The organism is Streptomyces sp. NPDC050504, assembly GCF_044458065.1.
Taxonomy (GTDB): Bacteria; Actinomycetota; Actinomycetes; order Streptomycetales; family Streptomycetaceae; genus Streptomyces.
Genome location: NZ_JBITHO010000015.1, coordinates 90,000 through 107,444 on the forward strand (window position 1 = coordinate 90,000; position 17,445 = coordinate 107,444).

General features: G+C 72.9%; 13 protein-coding genes. 5 read left to right on the forward strand and 8 right to left on the reverse strand.

Features of this window, described 5'->3' with window-relative positions; genetic code table 11:
- Window positions 1-104 precede the first annotated feature (104 nt).
- Window positions 105-833 (forward strand): hypothetical protein, encoded by a 729-nt coding sequence (locus ACIBNE_RS38430; RefSeq protein ID WP_399280227.1) that lies wholly within the window; start codon window positions 105-107, stop codon window positions 831-833.
- A gap of 48 nt (window positions 834-881) precedes the next feature.
- Here the strand turns inward: ACIBNE_RS38430 and ACIBNE_RS38435 are convergent, their stop codons facing one another.
- Complete coding sequence (locus ACIBNE_RS38435) at window positions 882-1,244, reverse strand: GNAT family N-acetyltransferase (RefSeq protein ID WP_399280229.1); 363 nt, start codon at window positions 1,242-1,244, stop codon at window positions 882-884.
- Between the two features lie 92 nt (window positions 1,245-1,336).
- Window positions 1,337-2,260, reverse strand: coding sequence for a pirin family protein (locus tag ACIBNE_RS38440; RefSeq protein WP_399280231.1), 924 nt, complete (start codon window positions 2,258-2,260; stop codon window positions 1,337-1,339).
- 114 nt (window positions 2,261-2,374) lie between these two features.
- On the opposite strand from ACIBNE_RS38440, the gene ACIBNE_RS38445 reads away from it, so the two are divergent.
- On the forward strand, window positions 2,375-2,875 hold the full coding sequence (locus ACIBNE_RS38445) for a carboxymuconolactone decarboxylase family protein (protein WP_399280233.1): 501 nt from the start codon (window positions 2,375-2,377) through the stop codon (window positions 2,873-2,875).
- Between the two features lie 66 nt (window positions 2,876-2,941).
- On the opposite strand, the gene ACIBNE_RS38450 is transcribed toward ACIBNE_RS38445, so the two are convergent.
- Window positions 2,942-3,286 (reverse strand): DUF5713 family protein, encoded by a 345-nt coding sequence (locus tag ACIBNE_RS38450; RefSeq protein ID WP_399280235.1) that lies wholly within the window; start codon window positions 3,284-3,286, stop codon window positions 2,942-2,944.
- 105 nt (window positions 3,287-3,391) lie between these two features.
- Window positions 3,392-4,336 (reverse strand): SDR family NAD(P)-dependent oxidoreductase, encoded by a 945-nt coding sequence (locus ACIBNE_RS38455; RefSeq protein WP_399280237.1) that lies wholly within the window; start codon window positions 4,334-4,336, stop codon window positions 3,392-3,394.
- 120 nt (window positions 4,337-4,456) lie between these two features.
- Here ACIBNE_RS38455 and ACIBNE_RS38460 point away from each other — a divergent pair, with 120 nt between their 5' ends.
- On the forward strand, window positions 4,457-7,216 hold the full coding sequence (locus ACIBNE_RS38460) for an AAA family ATPase (protein WP_399280239.1): 2,760 nt from the start codon (window positions 4,457-4,459) through the stop codon (window positions 7,214-7,216).
- 72 nt (window positions 7,217-7,288) lie between these two features.
- Here ACIBNE_RS38460 and ACIBNE_RS38465 read toward each other — a convergent pair whose 3' ends face one another.
- Window positions 7,289-8,686, reverse strand: a complete 1,398-nt coding sequence (locus ACIBNE_RS38465) for a serine/threonine-protein kinase (RefSeq protein ID WP_399280240.1) — start codon at window positions 8,684-8,686, stop codon at window positions 7,289-7,291.
- A gap of 26 nt (window positions 8,687-8,712) precedes the next feature.
- Complete coding sequence (locus tag ACIBNE_RS38470) at window positions 8,713-9,468, reverse strand: FHA domain-containing protein (protein ID WP_399280242.1); 756 nt, start codon at window positions 9,466-9,468, stop codon at window positions 8,713-8,715.
- 765 nt (window positions 9,469-10,233) lie between these two features.
- Between ACIBNE_RS38470 and ACIBNE_RS38475 the strand changes: the two genes are divergently transcribed.
- Together ACIBNE_RS38475 and ACIBNE_RS38480 are read left to right on the forward strand one after the other, a co-directional pair.
- Complete coding sequence (locus ACIBNE_RS38475; protein ID WP_399280243.1) at window positions 10,234-14,376, forward strand: hypothetical protein; 4,143 nt, start codon at window positions 10,234-10,236, stop codon at window positions 14,374-14,376.
- Between the two features lie 12 nt (window positions 14,377-14,388).
- Window positions 14,389-15,003 carry a hypothetical protein gene (locus tag ACIBNE_RS38480; RefSeq protein ID WP_399280245.1) on the forward strand — a complete coding sequence of 205 codons (615 nt, stop codon included), beginning with the start codon at window positions 14,389-14,391 and terminating at the stop codon, window positions 15,001-15,003.
- Between the two features lie 28 nt (window positions 15,004-15,031).
- Here ACIBNE_RS38480 and ACIBNE_RS38485 read toward each other — a convergent pair whose 3' ends face one another.
- Both ACIBNE_RS38485 and ACIBNE_RS38490 read right to left on the reverse strand, forming a co-directional pair.
- The gene (locus ACIBNE_RS38485; RefSeq protein WP_399280247.1) at window positions 15,032-15,586 is read right to left on the reverse strand and encodes a CGNR zinc finger domain-containing protein; all 555 of its coding nucleotides are present in this window, start codon (window positions 15,584-15,586) and stop codon (window positions 15,032-15,034) included.
- Window positions 15,587-15,678: 92 nt separating this feature from the next.
- Entirely contained in the window at window positions 15,679-17,403 is a 1,725-nt protein-coding gene (locus ACIBNE_RS38490; protein WP_399280249.1) for an ABC-F family ATP-binding cassette domain-containing protein, read from the reverse strand.
- Window positions 17,404-17,445: the final 42 nt, after the last annotated feature.

The following is a 17,445-nucleotide window of genomic DNA, read 5'->3' on the forward strand; positions in this document are numbered from 1 at the left end:
CACGCTGTTCCCGGCTTCGCCACTCATGCGGGTGATTCCGCCCCGTACCTGCGGTTTCATCGCTTTGGGTATCGATATAAAGGGCCCGGCATATTGATCGACTGATGGGCCCCACCATGCTCAAGGCCGCTTTCCGCGTGCTCGCCGCCGTCTCCCTCGTCTCCGTCGCCGCGGTCGCGCCGGCCGATGCCGCCGGCACCGCCGCCCCCGCCTCGCGCGCTGTCGCGCCCGCCCCGGACACCGGTCCCTGTGGCCCTGTGGGCGGGTACCGGACGTGGGACTGGTGGCGCACGACGACCAATCCGGGCATCTTCCAGACGGTCGCCGAGACCTCGCGGAGCGAGCGCTGGCAGTGGCGCGACGACGAGAACACGCTGTGGCGCGGCGACACCCGGGAGAACGTGGAGGACCTCTTCGCGCAGGGCTTCACCCCGCGCGGTGACGCGCTGATCCCGCTGGCCGACTACATCGTCAAGGGCGGCGGGCAGAACAGCGCGCACCTCAGCACCAGTTGTGAGAAGTGGGTGGCGCAGAGGTTCGCCACGTACGGCGCCGCGAAGACCGGGTGGGTGTACGAGATCGAGGCCCCCGGCGGCATCGACGTGAACGCCACGGCGGCGGTCAACCACTACGAGTCGCCCTACCTGTGGAACAAGGAGATCGACTTCCCGGGCGGGATCGAGGGCGAACACATCAAGCAGGCGTGCAAGTACCGCCTGACCGCGACCGACCCCGTGACGAGGGTCAACACGTACGAGAACCTCGGCTGCAAGACCAACGGAAACTTCCGGAAGTTCTGGAAGGCGCCGCTCGGCTCTTTCGCCGTGAACTGAGCGGCCGCCTCTCCTGAACGCGGCCCGGCGCCCGGCCTCAGCGCTGCCTCAGCGCTTCAGCCGGGCGTCGAGCCACGTGCGGACCTCGGGGGTCACGGGGTCCACGATGTCGGTGAACTCCGGGTGTTTCGTCAGGAATTTGGCCACGTACGGGCAGACGGGCACGATGCGCATGCCGGAGGCGCGGGTGTCGGCGAGTGCCTGCTCGACGAGGACCGAGGCGAGGCCCCGGCCCGCGTAGGCGTCGTCGATCTCGGTGTGGAAGAAGACGCGGCGGTCGTCGCGGTCGCGGTAGGCGGTCAGCCCGGCGCGCTGTTCGGCGACGAGGATTTCGTAGCGGTGGCGTTCGTCGACGCGGCGGACGACGGGGGTGGTGGTCGGGTCGCCGGGGGTGGTGGCCTGGTCGCTCATGGCGGGTCCTTCCGGTGCGGGGCGCGTGGTGCGTCGGTGGCTGGTGGGGTTCTTGCGGTGCGGGGTCCCGGCCGGGGCCCCGCGGGGCCCGCTCAGCGGGGGGCGGGGTTCTTGCGGGGCTTGATGACGGCGTTCGGCAGGGCGGGGGCGGGCAGGCGTTCGCCGGGGTGGCCGTCGACGGCGCCGAACCGGTCGGAGGCACGCTCCCAGTCGTCCCGCGCCTCGACGATGTCCTGGTGGCTGCGGCCGATGAAGTTCCACCACATCACGATCTCCTCGCCGAAGGGCGGACCGCCCAGGAGGACCGTCCGGGCCGGGCGGTCGGACGCGTTGGTGAGGGTGATCGTGCCGCGCCCCGGCGGGGCGTAGCCGAGTTCCGCGGGGCGCAGGGGGGCGCCGTCGAGCCGGACGTCGCCCTCGTCGACGAGCAGGCCGTGCTCGAACTCCGGGTCGACGTCGAGGGTGACGGCGGCTCCGGCGTCGATCAGGACCTCGGCCCCGAGGAGCGGGGTGAAGGTCCGGACGGGTGAGGTGGCACCGGCGAGGGTGCCCAGGAAGACCCGCAGTTCCGCGCCGTCCACGCGGATCGCCCCGGGCGCGTGGTGCTGGAAGTCGCGAGGGGCGTGCCGGTGCGCGTCGGGCAGGGCCACCCAGAGCTGGACGCCGTGCAGCACGGTGGTGTCGGGGGTGGACACCTCCGTGTGGCTGATGCCGTGGCCGCCGGTCATGAGGTTGATCTCGCCGGGCCGTACGAAGGCGTGGGTGCCCAGGCTGTCGCGGTGCTCGATCTCCCCGCTGAACAGCCAGCTGACGGTCTGCAGCCCGGTGTGCGGGTGCGCCGCCACGTCCATGCCGCCGGTCTCCGCGACCCGGTCGGGTCCGTAGTGGTCGACGAAGCACCAGGCGCCGACGAACGTCCGGGCCCGCTGCGGCAGTGTGCGCCGTACGGTCATCGCGCGCGGCCCGCCCAACGGGACGTCCCGGGCGGTCAGGACCTCGATCTCCGTGTGATCCATCTCCCAGCCCTCTTCCCAGCCATGTAGTTTCAATTTCAACAACTATGGATGATCATAGTGCCGACGACAGCTCGCGACAACAGACGCTCGCGACGGCAGGCGAAGGAGCACAAGGTGAGCGAGACGGCGCAGACCACGGCGGACCGCAGGGCCGGCGGCCGGATCTACCTCGACAAGCAGCACCCCGCCGCGTACCAGGCACTGGTGAAGACCGCCGACGCCGTCCGCGCGGCCGCCGCCGAGGCCGGACTCGACCGGATCCTGGTCGAACTGGTCAACCTCCGCGTGTCCCAGCTCAACGGCTGCGCCTTCTGCCTCGACGTCCACACCAGGGCCGCGCTCCGCGCGGGGGAGACCACCAGGCGCCTCGGCGTCCTCGCCGCCTGGCGCGACACCGAGCTCTTCACCGCCAGGGAGCGCGCCGCCCTCGCCCTCGCGGAGGCCACCACCCACCCCGCCGACGCCCTCGCCCAGGAGCGGGCCTACGCGGCGGCGGGCGAAGTGCTGGACAGCGCAGAGATCTCCGCCGTGATCTGGGCGGCGATCACCATCAACGCCTTCAACCGCGTCTCGATCCTGAGCAAGCATCCGGTACGGGAGGCTGACGCCCGCTGACGCCCGCGAACCGGCCGGGCGGGCGGCCGCCCACCCCCGCCCGCCCACCCCCGCCCACGCCGCCGCTCACCAGTCCCGCGAGGCGATCAACTCCTCCACGTCCACGTCGTCGGGGAAGCCGTAGGCCGTGGCGATGAACCAGAAGTCCTCGGCTATCTCCTCGCGCGCGACCGTCTCGATCTCGCTCCCGGCCGCCTCGAACTCCGCCCCCAGGCGGTTGAACTCCTCCGTCGCGGCCAGGGTGAGCACGCACAGGGCCGCCAGGTCCGACGGCTTCTCGGCCTCGATCCGCTCGCACAGCCGCTTCAGGATCGCCACCCCCTTGTCGAGGACGTGGCCGGGGAAGTACGGGTCCTCGTACAGGGGCCGCAGAAAGGCGCGCTCCGCCACCTGCCGGTTCGTGATCGGCATGACGCTCCGTCCGTGAGAACTGATGTGCCGATCATGCAGCAGGCCACTGACAACGCCCCGCCCGCCCCCTGCGCCCCGCCCACCCCTTGCGCCCTTCCCGCCCCTCTACGCCCCGGGCGGGGCCGGGAAGCCCGCGGGCCACACCATCGCCGCCCCGGCCGTCGCCCCGCCGTCCACGGCGACGGACGCCCCCGTCTGGTGGCGGAACTCCTCCGACGCCAGCCCCACCACCGCCGCGGCGATCTCCTCGGCCGAGGCCATCCGCCGCAGCCCCGCCACGTTCAGCGGCCCCCACGCCTTCTTGAACGCCTCCCAGTCCGCGTCCGCGAGCCCCGGCGGCCGCACCAGCGGAGTGTCCGTCGTCCCCGGCAGGATCGCGTTCACCCGGATCCCGCGCGCCCCGTAGTCCAGCGCGGCGGCCTTCACCAGACCCTGCACGCCCCGCTTGGAGGCCGCGTAGCCCGCGTGGCCCGGCCTGGCGCGCTCGGCCCCGCTGGACGACGTGCACACGATCACCCCGCCGCCGCCCCGCAGCATGTGCGGGATCTCGTACTTCATCGCCAGGAACACCTCGCGCTCGTTGGTGCCGGTGATGTCGTCCCACTCCGCGACCGTCATCTCGTGCAGCGGCGCGCTCCGCTCCACGCCCGCGTTGTTGAACGCCACGTCGAGCCTCCCGTACCGCCGTACGACCCCCTCCACGAACGCCTCGACCTGCTCTGGCACCCGCACGTCCGCCCGGATGTACGCGGCGTCCCCGCCCGCGTCCCTGATCTCCCGCTCCACCTCCCGCCCGAGCTGCTGCCTGCGCCCGCAGAACCCGACCCGTGCGCCCTCGGCGGCGAACGCCTTCGCGGCGGCGCGCCCGATCCCCGACGTGGCGCCCGTGATCAGCACCACCTTCCCGGCGAACCGCCGCGACGACCCGCGCACCCGGCCCGTCGCGGCCCGTGCCTCCGGGGCGGTCGCGGTACCGACTCCGGTCGCCCCGACCGCCCCCACGAGGGCGGCGCCGAGGGTGCTGCGGCGGCTGAACACTGTTCCTGACACGGTAAGGACCCCTTTGGTGTGCGCACGCTTCGTGCGTTTCGCGGATTCGGCGGTACGTGCAGCAGCCTCCGTCCCCCGCGCCCACCCGGGCATCCGTCACCTTGACTAGTCTCGACCTCCGTGATCCGTAGCCCCCTTCGCGGCAGAGCCGCCGAACAGAACGCGGCCCGCGCCCTGGTGACCGCGGCCGAGGCCGACAGCGGTGACGCCCTGCTGGTGCGCGGCGAGCCCGGCATCGGCAAGACCGCGCTGCTCGACGACACGGCCGCGCACGCCCGACGCGAGCACCCCGGCTGCCGGGTACTGCGCTGCACGGGCGTCGAGTCGGACATCGCGCTGGCCTTCGGCGGCCTGCACGCCCTGCTGGCACCCCTGCTGCCGCACGGCGCGGACGCCCTGCGCCCCGACCAGCGCGCGGCGCTGGACAGCGCGTTGGGCCTGTCGGAGCGCCCGGCCGGCGAACTCGTGGTGCGCACCGCCGTCCTGGACCTGCTGACCGCGGCGGGGCCCGTCCTGCTGGCCGTCGACGACGTGCAGTGGCTCGATCCCGCGACCCGCTCGGTGCTGTTCTTCGCGGCCCGCAGGCTGACCGGCCGCCCGGTCTCGGTGCTGCTGGGCCTGCGTACGGAAGCCGGGGCGCCGAACCGTCCTGCCCCGCCGCGCGACCTCCGCACCCTCGACCTGCCGCCGCTGGCCCCCGCCGACGCCGCGGCCCTGCTCGCCGCGCGCGGACTCGCCCCGGACGGCCCCGGCGTCACCGCCCTGCTCGCCGCATCGGGCGGCAACCCGCTCGCCCTGGCCGAACTGCCCGTGCCAGACGCGCCGTTCACCGGGCCCTACCCGGTGGACGGGCGACTGCGCGAGGCGTTCGCCCACCGGGCGCGCGCCCAGCCCGCCCCGGTCAGAGCGATCCTGCTGGCCGCCGCGGCCGACGACCGGGGGGACACGGACGTCGTACGGGCCGCGGCCGCCGCTCTCGGCGCCGAGGACCCGGAAGCCGCGCTCGGCGCCGCCGAACGGGCCGGACTGCTCCGCGTCACGGGCCCCGCCGTGCGCTTCGGGCACCCGCTCGTCCGATCGGCCGTCTACGCCGACGCCGCGTCCCCCGACCGGGCCGCCGCCCACCGCGCCGTCGCCGACGCGCTGACCGCGCGCGGCGCGCGGGAACACGCGCTGTGGCACCGCGCCCTGGCCCGCACCGGGCCCGACGAACCGCTCGCCGCCGAACTGGAGCGGGCCGCCGACGCCGCCGCCGGGCGCGGCGGCATGGCGGCGGTCGCCGCCGCCCTGGCCCGCGCGGCGGAACTGTCGGGCGACGAACGGGCCAGGACCCGCAGACTGGCGGCGGCCGCGCACGCCGCGTGGAAGTCGGGCCACCCGGCGGCGGCGCGGGAGCTGACGGCCAGGGCGGCGCCGCCCGAGGACGCCGCGCCCCTGCCCGAACTGGCCAGGATGCGCGCCTATCTTGAGTACTCGGCGGGCGACCAGGAATCGGCCCACCGCCAACTCGCCGAGACCGCACGGGAGGTGCCGCCCGCGACGTCGGCGGCGCTGCTGTTCATGGCGTGCGACGCCGCCGAGCACGCGGGCCGCGCGGACGCCCTGCGCGAAAACGCCCTTCGCATAGCCGAGTCGGCGGTGGAGCCGGAGTACCGGCGGTACGGCAGGCTGCTGGCCGCCGCGTACGACGGCGACCACCGCGAGTACGGCGGCGATCCGTGGGAGCTGCTGAGGAGGGCGCCGCGGGACCTGGGAACCAGCCGGGTGCACCGCTGGCTGTGGCCGACGGCGATCGGCAGGGACGGCCCCGATCCGCAGCGGGCCAGACGGTTCGCGCAGGAGGCGGCCGAGCGGATCAGGACGGCGGGATCACCCGCGCTGCTGCAGCAACCGCTTCTGTGGCTCGCGGAGTTGGAATGGGAGACGGGGCGCTTTGAAGCCGCCAGGGAACACGCGGACGAGGCGTTGCGGCTCGCCCGGGACCTGGACCACCCGGTGCGGTCGGCCGACGCGCTCGCACTGCTGGCGAAGGTGGCGGCCGTGGACGGCGACGCGGCGTCCTGCCGTGCGTACGCCGCCGAAGCGGTGACCGCCGCGCTGCCGCTGAACAACCGCGCGGCGGCCGCCGACGCCGCCTGGGCGATGGCCATCGCTGCACTGGCCGAAGGGGACCACGCCACGGCCCTGGAACGACTGGAGCCCGTACGCACGACGGGCTCCCCGTCCGGACACCCCCGGCTGGCGCGCCGCACGGCGGCGGACCTGGTGGAGGCGTACACGGCCACGGGTGCCACAGGTGAAGCGGCTTCCGCAACAGGGGAGTTCGGGGCCTGGGCCGACGGAGCGGGACTGCCCTGGGCGCGGTCCCAAGCCGCCCTGTGCCGCGCCCTGACCGCAGAGGCCGAGCGGTCCGATGAGGGCTCCCGCAGGGCGGAGCGCGAAGGCTCGGACCTCTACGGCCTCCATGACACGGAGGTCGCCCCCGGCCTCGCGGACCGCCCCTTCCTCCGGGCACGGGCCGCCCTGTTGTACGGAGAGCGGCTGAGGCGCGCCCGCAGGCCCGCCGACGCGCGTCCGCTGCTGCGCCTGGCGGCAGACCTCTTCGAGGGGATCGGCGCACCGGTCTGGCGCGATCGAGCGCGCGGCGAGCTGCGCGCGGCGGGGGCGTCGGCGCGGCGCACGGGGGAGGAGGCGGGAGGGCTCACCGCGCAGGAGGCGCAGGTCGCCCGCTTGGCGGCGGAAGGGCTCTCCAACCGGGAGATCGGCACCCGGCTGGGGGTGAGCCCGCGCACGGTCGGCTACCACCTGTACAAGATCTTCCCCAAGCTCGGCATCACGGGCCGCGGGGAGCTGCGTGACGTACGACTCCCCGATGCGTAGGGGATGTGCTCCTCCTTCAACGCTCCGCTCTCAGTGCTCCGCTCTCAGTGCTCCTCTTTCGGCGTTCCTCTTTCAGCATTCCTCGACCCACACGTGGGAGCGCGGCGCGACGGGCGCCGTGAAATTGACTTTGGTGCCCAACTTGATGCAGCCCAGCTGCCTTTGGAGGTGCTTCTCGGTGAAGTAGCGCACGTGGACGAGTGATTCCCCGTCGGATGTTCCCAGACCGTTGTTGTACGCCGATCGCGGCCGTGTTCCCCCGGCCCAACTGCACCTGGTCTTCCCGGTGAGCCAGTCGTTCTCGTCCCCGCCCCAGGCGCACATGCGGCCGCCGCCGTTCGACGCGGTGAAGAAGCAGACGCTGCCGCTGATGCAGCGGTCGTACCCGACGGGGGAGGAGCTGCCCGCGGAGGGGTTCGCGGCGGCGGCGCGGCTCTTGGTGGGCGACGCGGGCGACGCGCTCGGCGTGGACCCCGGGTCGCGGTCCTGTGCCAGGCCGCGCAGTCCGAAGCCGAGCGCGGTGACGGCGACCGCGCAGGCGAGGGCGAGCAGACCGCGATGCGTCCCGCGAGGGCGCGGCGGGGCCGGTGGCGACGTGGCCCCGGCGCGGACGGCGGCCCGTACGCGGTGCAGCAGGGCGGCCGCCGTGTGGGCCGCGCGCCGCTCGTGGTCCGGGGCCAGGCAGTCGGCGATGATGTCCCGCCAGGCGGGTTCGATGTCGCCGGAGAGCCGCAGCGGCTCGGTGCCCCTCGCGTACCGGAGGACGGCGTCCCGGCGCGCTGACGCGGTGCCGCCGGGGAACGGCAGCGAACCGGTCAGTACCACGTGGGCGAGGACGCCGAAGGCCCAGACGTCGGCGGTGGGCCGGATCAGCCGGCCGCGCTCCCCGATCTGACCCCACAGGAGCTCGGGAGGGGTGTAGTCGGGGGTGGCGAAGGCGGGCGAGTAGGCGTGGGTGCCTTCCAGCTCGGCGGCCATGTTGAAGTCGGCGAGCCGGGCCTCGCCGTCCTGCAGGAGGACGTTGGCCGGTTTGAGGTCGCCGTGGATCCAGCCCGCCCTGTGGAGCTGTTGGAGGCCTTCGCAGACCTGGGCGAGCAGGTGCGGCCCCGCCGGAGGTCCGGGCGACTCGTGCAGCAGTGCGTCCAGGGAACTGTCGGCCAGGTCGAGGACGATCACGGTGGCGCCGTCCAGCTCGGGACTGTCCGGGTCGTCGACCGTGAGCACCTCGTGCATGCGGATCAGCCGGGGCGCGCGCACCCGGCGCAGCATCTCCACCTCGCGCTGCGCCAGGTCGCGCAGGTGGCGCAACTGGCGCGGGGTGTGCGTCCCGGTGGGCAGGAACTTGAGGGCCGCGGTCCGCGGCTCGCCGGGCGCCGTGCGGTGGCCCTCGTAGACGGTGGCGAAACCGCCCGAGCCGAGCGGGTCGCCCACGGTCCAGGCGCCGACGCGGTACGCGCGGGGCACGTGCACCGCGTACGGCTGTCTTCGCCCGCCCGTCACCGGGAGACCGAGTTCGCGCAGGACAGGAGGACCAGGTCGTCCTCGCACACGAGGTCGAAGCGCAGGGCCAGGGACACCAGGGACTCCTTCGTGCCGTTGCGGCGCACGCCGGGCACCGCGGTCTCCGGGGTCGGTTTGAGGCGCAGCTTCACGGCCAGGTAGTTGATGTTCCACTGCACCGCTGTGCGGCTGGCCGCGGGCCAGACCGGGCGCAGCCGCTCGACGACCTCCTCGGCGGTGGGTACCGCCGTGTGCGGCGGGTCGTCGCGCAGCCGCGGCTCACAGAGGGCGACCAGGACCGCGAAGTACCGCTTGGTCCGGTCCAGCGAGAAGGAGGGCGCGGTCGTGGCGCCGTCGGGGGCCCAGGAGGCTTCGCCCAAGTAGTCGTGGCGCGGCGCCCAGACGTCGATTCCGAGCAGCTCGCCCGCGGCCGGCAGCACGATGCGCGCGAACTCGAACGGGATCGGCGCCTCCAGGCGACCGGGCGCCACCTTCACGTGCTCGCCCGCGCCCTGGGGGTTCTCCACCGCGTAGGTCAGGCGGCGGTTGAGATTGCTCAACGTCCAGAAGGACCCTTCCGCGACGATCTCGCCCGCCACGCGCGAGACCCCGTCGTGCGCGATCGTCAGCCGCCGGCCGCGCGCACCCGACGCGTCGGGGTTGCGGCCGAAGACGAGCCGTTCGCCGGGGGCCAGCGTGATCTGGTCGCCCGTCTCCGGGCGGCCCGGCGGTACCACGATGATGCTGTCCACGCTTCCCCGCTTCCCCCGGTGCGCTGCTTCCCGCACAGGGTAGTCAAGGCGGCGCACGGGCAAGTCGGTTCCGCCGTACCTCCGTTGCCTCCGTCGACGTACGGGGCGTGTGGAGACGCTTGGGGCATGGGGGCGTGACGGTCCCGTCACGGTCGAACGCGCATTCTCATTCAGGTGCCCGACGGCCGTCGACGATCCGCCGGGGGAGGGATCCGTCCGATGCCAGTGCCGAACGCCCTCGCGGCGCGTCCGACAGCCTCGACGCTGTCCGCGCCGACGAAGCTGACGACGACGCGCGCGCAGGTGCCAGGCGTACGGGAGGGTGTCGGCGCTGCTGATCCGCTGAGCTCCCGTACCCCGGATCCAGTGCGCCCCGCCGCCGTCACGTCGAACGCGGCGGTGGCCGCCGCCCTCGCGACCGGCCGTACCCCGACGCGTCCGAGCGGTCCCCCGCCGGGAGCACAGGACGCGGTCGGCAACAGTGCCGTCGCCGCGGCGGGGCGCCGCGAGAGGGAACGGCGCGAGAAGGAGCGGGGCGAGGGGCGAGTGGCCCCTGACGAGGGCCGGGACAAGGCGCGGGTACGGCCGGAGGACGAGGGGAAGACGGCGACCGCGTCTGGTGCGGGTCGGGTGGTGGGGCGTTGTGGGCCGCATGGTGATCCGAAGTTTGTGGTGTTGAAGGGGGAGGTGCGGGGGAAGGGGCGTGGGGTTGCGGCGTCGCATCGTTCTGCGGGGGTTGAGGCGGGGGCGGCGCAGCGGGCGGCGGTGGCGCCCAGGGACGATGAGGAGGCGCAGGGCAAGACCGCGAATGCGGAGAAGATGAACGAGGCCCGGCCCGGGGAGTTCGACCGGGAGGCGTTCGTGCGGGCGGTGGAGAGGGCGGTCGCGGACAAGGCGCCCAAGAACCTCGACGAGGCGGACAGGTTCGCCTCCTCCGGCAGGGCTGATGAGGTGCGTGGGGAGGTCCAGGGCCGGGTCGGGGAGGGCAGACAGGATTCTGCCGGAGAGATCGCCGCGACGACCGCCGCGCCTCCGGACACCTCCGCCGCGGTGCCCAAGGAGGTGGTGCCGCTGGCTGGGGACCGGCCGCCGGGTGCGCCGGGTGCGCCCCGGGCCGCGCTGGCGGTGCCGGACCGGCTGCCGCCGGCGGCCACCGACCTGTCGGCCGGACCCGCCGGGATCGACCGCAGCATGGCGCACGCCCAGGTCACCGAGGCGCAGCTGGAGAAGGGCAACGAGCCCGCCTTCGACCGGGCCTTGGGGGAGAAGAAGACGGCCGAGCGCCATGCGGCCACCGCGCCCGGGATGCTGCGGGGGCACGAGGCGGGCGAGTTGCGTGCGGCCGCCGCGCAGGCACAGCGCACCGGCACCGCCGCGATGGCCGCGATGGCCGCGCAGCGTGCCCTCACCGGGCAGCGGGTGGACGGCGGGAAGGAGGGTGCCAAGTCCCGGGACGAGGAGCGGCGTGCCCGGGTTACGGCTGTGCTGCAGGGTGTCTTCGACATCATGAAGCAGGATGTCGAGGCGATCCTTGCGGGTCTGGACAGGCTGGTGGAGGGCCGGTTCGGGGACGGGGAGAGGGCCGCGCGCCAGGCGTTCACCGCCGAGCACGGGCAGAGGATGCGGGAGTACAAGGACCGCAGGTACTCGGGGGTCACGGGCAAGCTGCGCTGGGTGAAGGACAAGTTCGCCGGGCTGCCCGCCGAGGCCGACAGGATCTTCGAGCGCGCCCGGGACGGCTATGTGGGCCGTATGCGGCAGCTGATCGGGGAGATCGCCACGCTCATCGGCACCGAGCTGGGCCGGGCGAAGCGGCGCATCGCCCAGGGCCGCGGGGAACTGCAGGCGGCGGTGCGGGCGCTGCCGGCCGAGCTGCGGGCCATCGGACGTGAGGCGGCAGGCGAGTTCGAGGGCAGGTTCGAGGATCTGACGCAGTCGGTGCGGGACAAGGGCACCGAGCTGGTCGACACGCTGGCCACCCGGTACACCCAGGCCCTCACCGCCGTCGACGAGGAGATCGCGGCGCAGAAGGAGAAGAACAAGGGCCTGGTCGCCAGGGCCCTCGACGCCGTCGGTGCCGCCGTCCGCACCATCCTGGAACTCAGGCAGCTGCTCCTGTCGGTCCTGGCCAAGGCCGCACAGGCGGTCCTGCTGATCCTCAAGGACCCCGTCGGCTTCCTGAAGAACCTTGTCCAGGCGCTCGGCGCGGGTCTGCGCCTGTTCATCGGGAACATCGGCCGCCACCTCCAGCAGGGCATCCTCTCCTGGCTGCTGGGCCGCACCGCCGAGGCGGGCATCGAACTGCCCGCGAGGTTCGATGCGGCCGGAGTCTTCCGGATGCTCGCCTCGCTGCTCGGTGTGACCTGGGCCAACCTCCGTGAGCGGATCCTGCGCAGGGCCCCGGGCACGGAGCGGGCTCTCACGGCCGCCGAAACGGCCGTGCCGCTGGTCGCGGAGGTCCGCAGACGCGGTGCCGCGGGGTTGTGGGAGGAGGTGCGGGGCCGGGTGGGGGACCTGCGCAAGGACCTCCTCGACAAGGTCATCGCCTACGTCACCCCCACCATCGTGGTCGCCGGGATCACCTGGATCCTCTCCCTGCTCAACCCCGCGTCCGCGTTCGTGCGGGCCGTGAAGCTGCTGATCGACATCGTGCGGTTCGTCGTCACCCAGGCGCGGCAGATCTTCGAGTTCGTCAACGCCGTCCTGGACGCGGTCATCGCCGTCGCACGCGGTGCCGGCGGGGGTGTGCCGGGCATGGTCGAACGGGCCCTCGCCCGCTCGGTTCCCGTCCTGTTGGGCGTCCTGGCCGCGGTCCTCGGCGTCGGCGGCATCGCCTCCCGTGTCAAGGGCATCGTCCAGGCCATGGCCAAACCCGTGAACCGGACCATCGACCGGGCCATCGACAAGATCGCCGGACTCGTCAAGAAACTCTGGGCGAAAATCAAACCGAAGTCCGACAGGAGCAAGAAGAAGCCGGACCTGGACGGGACCCGCGAGCCCCGCCGCCCCGGCCGCAGGACGAGGCGCCCCGATCGGCGCCGCAAGCGGCCAGGCAGCCGTGACCGCCGCCGTGACCGTCGGCGCGAGCGGCCCGACAGGCGCCAGGACAGGCGTCCGGGCAAGCGCTCGGAGAAGGACAAGAAGCGCTCCCTGGACGCCGCCCTGCGCGAGGCGACGCGGCTGCTCAACACGGAGAACGCGACCCCGGAGTCCGTACAGCGCGGGCTCCCGGCCATCAAACGGCGACACCGCCTCACCGAGATCCGGCTCACGGAGAAGTCCGAGGGTGTGTACGTCGTCCACCTGGAGATCAATCCGAAGGCCGACACGGACCCCGTGCCCTTCTTCGAGTACCGGATCGGGAGACCGGCCGCGCCCGTGGTCGTCCACGAACACCCCAGGAAACGCGACAGGTTGGTTCCGGCCCCCATTCCGATGAAGGGCCGCGACCCGATCACCGGATTCGTGATCAACATGCCCGCGACGCCCGACCAGGCGTCGCCGGACATGGTGAACAAGTACGCGGGCGCCGCGTGGGCGCAGAGCGCCAACGCGGACATCGCGGCGGCCCGCACCGCCGTGGTCGTGGGGATCAACACCTACAAGCACCTCGACCCCAGGCACGACGCCGAGGCCCGGACCGCCGTCGGCACGGCCATCAGCCGGATCGGCGCGGGCAGGCTGCCCATGGCAGCCTTCGGCTTCGTCTGGGAGCCCAGCTGGGTGCACAAGAAGGACAAGCGGCCCGTCCCGATGGAGACCGTGCGCGACGCGTACCGGAGGCTGAAGCGCAGGGAGCGGGAACAGGTCGTCGCGCACAACGAGTCGGGCTGGCGCGAGAAGCTGCCTTACGGGATCTTCCGCGAGCAGGGCACGCTCTCCGCGTACACCGAGCGGGCCGTCGCCATCGTCTCCAAGGTCGCCCAGCAGGTGTACGTGGTGTCCCAGGACCCCGACACCGAGGTGCAGGTGACGGGCGGCGAGGGCTTCCTCTCGGTCTACGACCGCATCCTGCGCGACGTGGCGAACGATCCGCTGCTGGTCATCGGCGGCTACCACTTCGAGGGCTTCGACTGGGGCCCGGACGCCGACGCGCGCACCGTGCAACTCACTTTGCTGGCCAACCGGTTGGACGGCGCGATGCGGGTGGCCATCGGTCAGGTCTACCCGCAGATCCTCTACCCGACCGAACAGGCCATGCTCTTCAAGGTGTGGGAGCGCGGCACCTCCCGGGAGGTCAAGCTCCTCTTCAACGACCCCGAAGTGCTGGAGGTGCTGCGCTCGGCGCAGGGCGGGCTCTGGGGCATCGGGGCGCCCGAAGGACGGCACATCGGGGAGTGGGTCAAGCGCCGGCACGGCTCGTCGGTGCAGTACCGGGAAGAGGCGAGCGTTTCCACCGACGCGCTGCCGGGGACGCCGCGCGGCTACACGATCACACCGGAGGACGTCCAGCGCTTCCGCCGGGTGCACCCCCGGTTCAAGGACCTGCCTCCCGACGGGGTGTTCGCGGTCCTCATGCAGACCCAGGCGGTGGTCGGCTCCTTCAAGCTCGCGTCGGCCTTCAGTCAGACCCACTCCATTGACCAGGAGACCAGGGACAAGCTGCGCAAGGCGGTCTTCTCGCACGTCGAGAACGTCGCCCGGCTCATGTCGAAGAGGCCGTGGCTGACCACGGACAGCCCTCCGGTCCAGCGGGAACTGGGCCGTCTGGACGCGCAGGTGAGTGATCTGTTGGTGGAGGCCGAATGGAAGCGGACACCGGACCAGGGCACCATCGAGGCGGCACACAGGGTCGCACGCAAGATGATCACGACGATGACGGGCGCCGAACTCAGGGAACTGTGGATCGAGTTGAGTGCGCTCCTGAAACAGATCGTGCAGGAGGGGCGCCGAGGGCGCCGGACGTGAGGCGGTGGAGCGATGACCGAGGAAGAGGAACGGGAGCGGTACGACGCGCGGTACGCCGCGCTGACCCGACGGGCCCGCGCGCTGTTCGCGAAAGGGAGCGGCCCCGAGGAGGTCCTGCGGGAGTGTTACGGGGTTTCCTTCCCCGCCGAGTTCTACGCCCTGCGGCCCGAGCGCGCCGGGCGGCCGCACATCATGGCCCACTTCACCAACCTGCCGTGGTACCTGACCGACGCAACCGGCTCCCCGCCGACCGCCATCGGCCTCGTCGTTCCCGCCGAGGCGCGCCTGCTCGACATCGACCCCGACCTGGTCCCGCTCGTTCAACTGGTCGGCCAGGGAACGAAACTCGACGGCTCCCTCCTCTGCTACCGCCTCACGGAACTGCGCGGGGGCAGCACCGCCGTGTACGCCTGCCGTCGCTACATCCGCCGCGGCGAAGAGCCCCCGCGCGGCGGCGCGTCACTGATCGAGGTGCTGCACCGGCACCACACCGAGTTCGCGGAGCACGAGGAGTGGCTGCTCGACCAGCCGACGAACCGGGGCTTCGGCGCGATCGACGAGCAGAGCGTGAACGAGGCGCGCGCGCTGCTGGAACGCGTCCAGGAACTGTGGGACGGGATCGGCTGAACGCGTCGTTCACGGGGCCTTTGGGTGGCTACGCGGCGGGTGAGGTCTTCTTGCGGGCCCGGTAGGCCGCGGCCTTGATCCTGTTGCCGCAGGACTCCATGCCGCACCACTGGCGTCGCATGCCGCGGGAGCGGTCGATGTAGACCCGTGTGCACTCCGGGTTCTCGCACTCCTTCAGCAGCGGGACGTCAGGGCCGCTGAGCAGTTCGACGGCCAGACGGGCGACGGTCGCCAGTGCCTGCCCCGGGGTCGCTTCGTTGTGTCGGCCGGTCACGGAGAGTTGCGGAGTCACCGGGGTCTCGCGCGCGGCCCCGTTGAGCACGGCGAGCGCCTCACGATCGAACTCTTCGTCGGTGCGGCGATTGGTGACGAGTCGGTAGACGGCCTCGCGTACGGTCGTAGCCGCCCGTACGTCCCCCTCGTCACCGGGGGTGATCGCGTCCACGAGTCCGGATTCGAGGTACCAGGCGTTCAGCCGCTCCGGAGACACGAACATCTCGAACCGGACCGAGCGGCGGGCCCGGAGCGTGGCCGCGAAGTCGAGGGCCGGATTCCCGCAGACGAAGACATGGTCGAGATTCACGTCACCATCCTGGCAAGTGACTGTGGTCGAGCGCAAGAAACGGCACTGCCCCGGGCGGCGCCGCCCGGGGCAGTGCGGTGCGCCCCCGCTGCCTACCGTTCCAGCCGGATCTCGCGGCCCTGCCACCGGCGGCGCAGCCAGCGGTCGTGGCTCGCGACGACGAAGGCGCCACCCCTGTCCCCGCCCGCGCTGCCGTTCAGGGCCTCTTCCAGCTCGTCGCACAAGCGCGGAGAGAGGTGGTTGGTCGGCTCGTCGAGCAGCAGCAAGCGGGGCGGACGGGCCACCAGGAGCGCCAGCGCGAGCCGTCGCCGCTGCCCGACGGACAGTCGGCCCACGGGCGTGTCCAGGTCACGCGCGTGCAGCAGCCCGAGCGAGCTCAGCGGCGTCCTCTCGGCCCGCTCCGCACCCAGTGACAGCGCGTAGGTGTCACGGGCCGTGCGCTCGGGTCGGTCGAACGCGGTGTCCTGGGCGAGCAACCCCACCGTCAGACCACGCTGCCTGTGCACCACGCCCTCAGCCATACTTCCGGTGAGGCGCCCGGCGAGCACGGCCAGCAGTGTCGACTTGCCGACTCCGTTGCCACCCGTGACCAGCAGCCGGTCGGCCGCCGACACCTCAAGGGCATCCAGGGCGAGCCGACCCGGCACCCGTACGTTCCGCAGCGAGACCAGGGGCTCCGCCCTCTCCTCCGCCGCACCTCCCTCGACCACGGCCTCGACGTCGGCTTCGACGTCGGCCTCGGCTTTTGCTTTGGCCCGGATCTCCGTTTCCGCCCCCGCGACCAGCGTCTCCGCCGCGAACCGCAGCGGGCGCGGCGGCTCGGTGACCCGTACGCGCTCCAGCTCCTCAAGGCGCCGGGCCGCATTGCGCACCCGGCGGGAGATCTGGTTCTGCACCCGGCCCGCCCGGTGGCCGTAGCCCATCTTCTCGTTGTCTGTACGGCCCCGGTCGGGTGCAACCCGGTGCGCGCTCACACCCGCCGCTTGACGCAACCCTTCCCACTCTTCCTGTTCCTCGGCGTACCGCCGCTCCCAGCGCTCCCGCTCCGCGCGCTTCTCACCCAGGTACGCGCTGTAGTTGCCGCCGTAGCGGACCGGTCCTTCCACCGCCGGATCGAGGTCGAAGAGATCGGTACAGACGGCGTCCAGGAACGCCCGGTCGTGGCTGGCGGCCACCACCACCCCGGGCAGCTCGCGGACCTGCTGTTCCAGGAAGGCGGCGGCCGCGTCGTCCAAATGGTTGGTCGGCTCGTCCAGGAGCAGCGCCGACGGCCGCCGTACGAGCAGCGCGGCCAGGGCGAGCCGACCGCGCTGCCCGCCGGAGAGCGAGCCCAGGGCGCGGTCGTGCCCGATACCGCCGAGCCCCAGGCCGTCCAGGACCAGGGCCGCGCGGCGGTCGGCGTCCCAGGACTCGCGGTCTTGTGCCCGCTCCAGACGACTGCCGTACGCATCGAGGAGCTTTCGGTGACCGGGGTCGTCATCGGGGACGCGGGCGAGCTCCGCGCCGAGCCGGTCCAGCTCGGCAAGGTCCTCGCGGGCCTCGCGCAGCGCTCCGTCCAGCACGGCGGCGACGGTGGATCCGGCGTCGTACGGCATCTCCTGATGGAGGTGGCCGAGGTCGGCGGGGCGCGAGACGCTCCCCGATTCGGGCTCGTCCGCACCGGCGAGCACCCTCAGCAGGGTGGACTTGCCGACGCCGTTCTCCCCGATCAGACCGATGCGGTGGCCGGGAGAGACGGTCAGGCAGACGCCGTCGAGGACGCGGCGACCGCCGAGGTCGCGGACGAGGTCGTGGGCGAGCAGGGCGGGCTGGGGCATGGAGAACCGTCCGACGTGGTCGATGGGACGGCCCGCGGGGCG

Coding starts and splice junctions, on each gene's coding strand:
- ACIBNE_RS38440 (WP_399280231.1), bottom strand. CDS start 2,260: ATGGATCACACGGAGATCGAGGTCCTGACCGCCCGGGACGTCCCGTTG.
- ACIBNE_RS38480 (WP_399280245.1), top strand. CDS start 14,389: ATGACCGAGGAAGAGGAACGGGAGCGGTACGACGCGCGGTACGCCGCG.
- ACIBNE_RS38435 (WP_399280229.1), bottom strand. CDS start 1,244: ATGAGCGACCAGGCCACCACCCCCGGCGACCCGACCACCACCCCCGTC.
- ACIBNE_RS38450 (WP_399280235.1), bottom strand. CDS start 3,286: ATGCCGATCACGAACCGGCAGGTGGCGGAGCGCGCCTTTCTGCGGCCC.
- ACIBNE_RS38430 (WP_399280227.1), top strand. CDS start 105: ATGGGCCCCACCATGCTCAAGGCCGCTTTCCGCGTGCTCGCCGCCGTC.
- ACIBNE_RS38490 (WP_399280249.1), bottom strand. CDS start 17,403: ATGCCCCAGCCCGCCCTGCTCGCCCACGACCTCGTCCGCGACCTCGGC.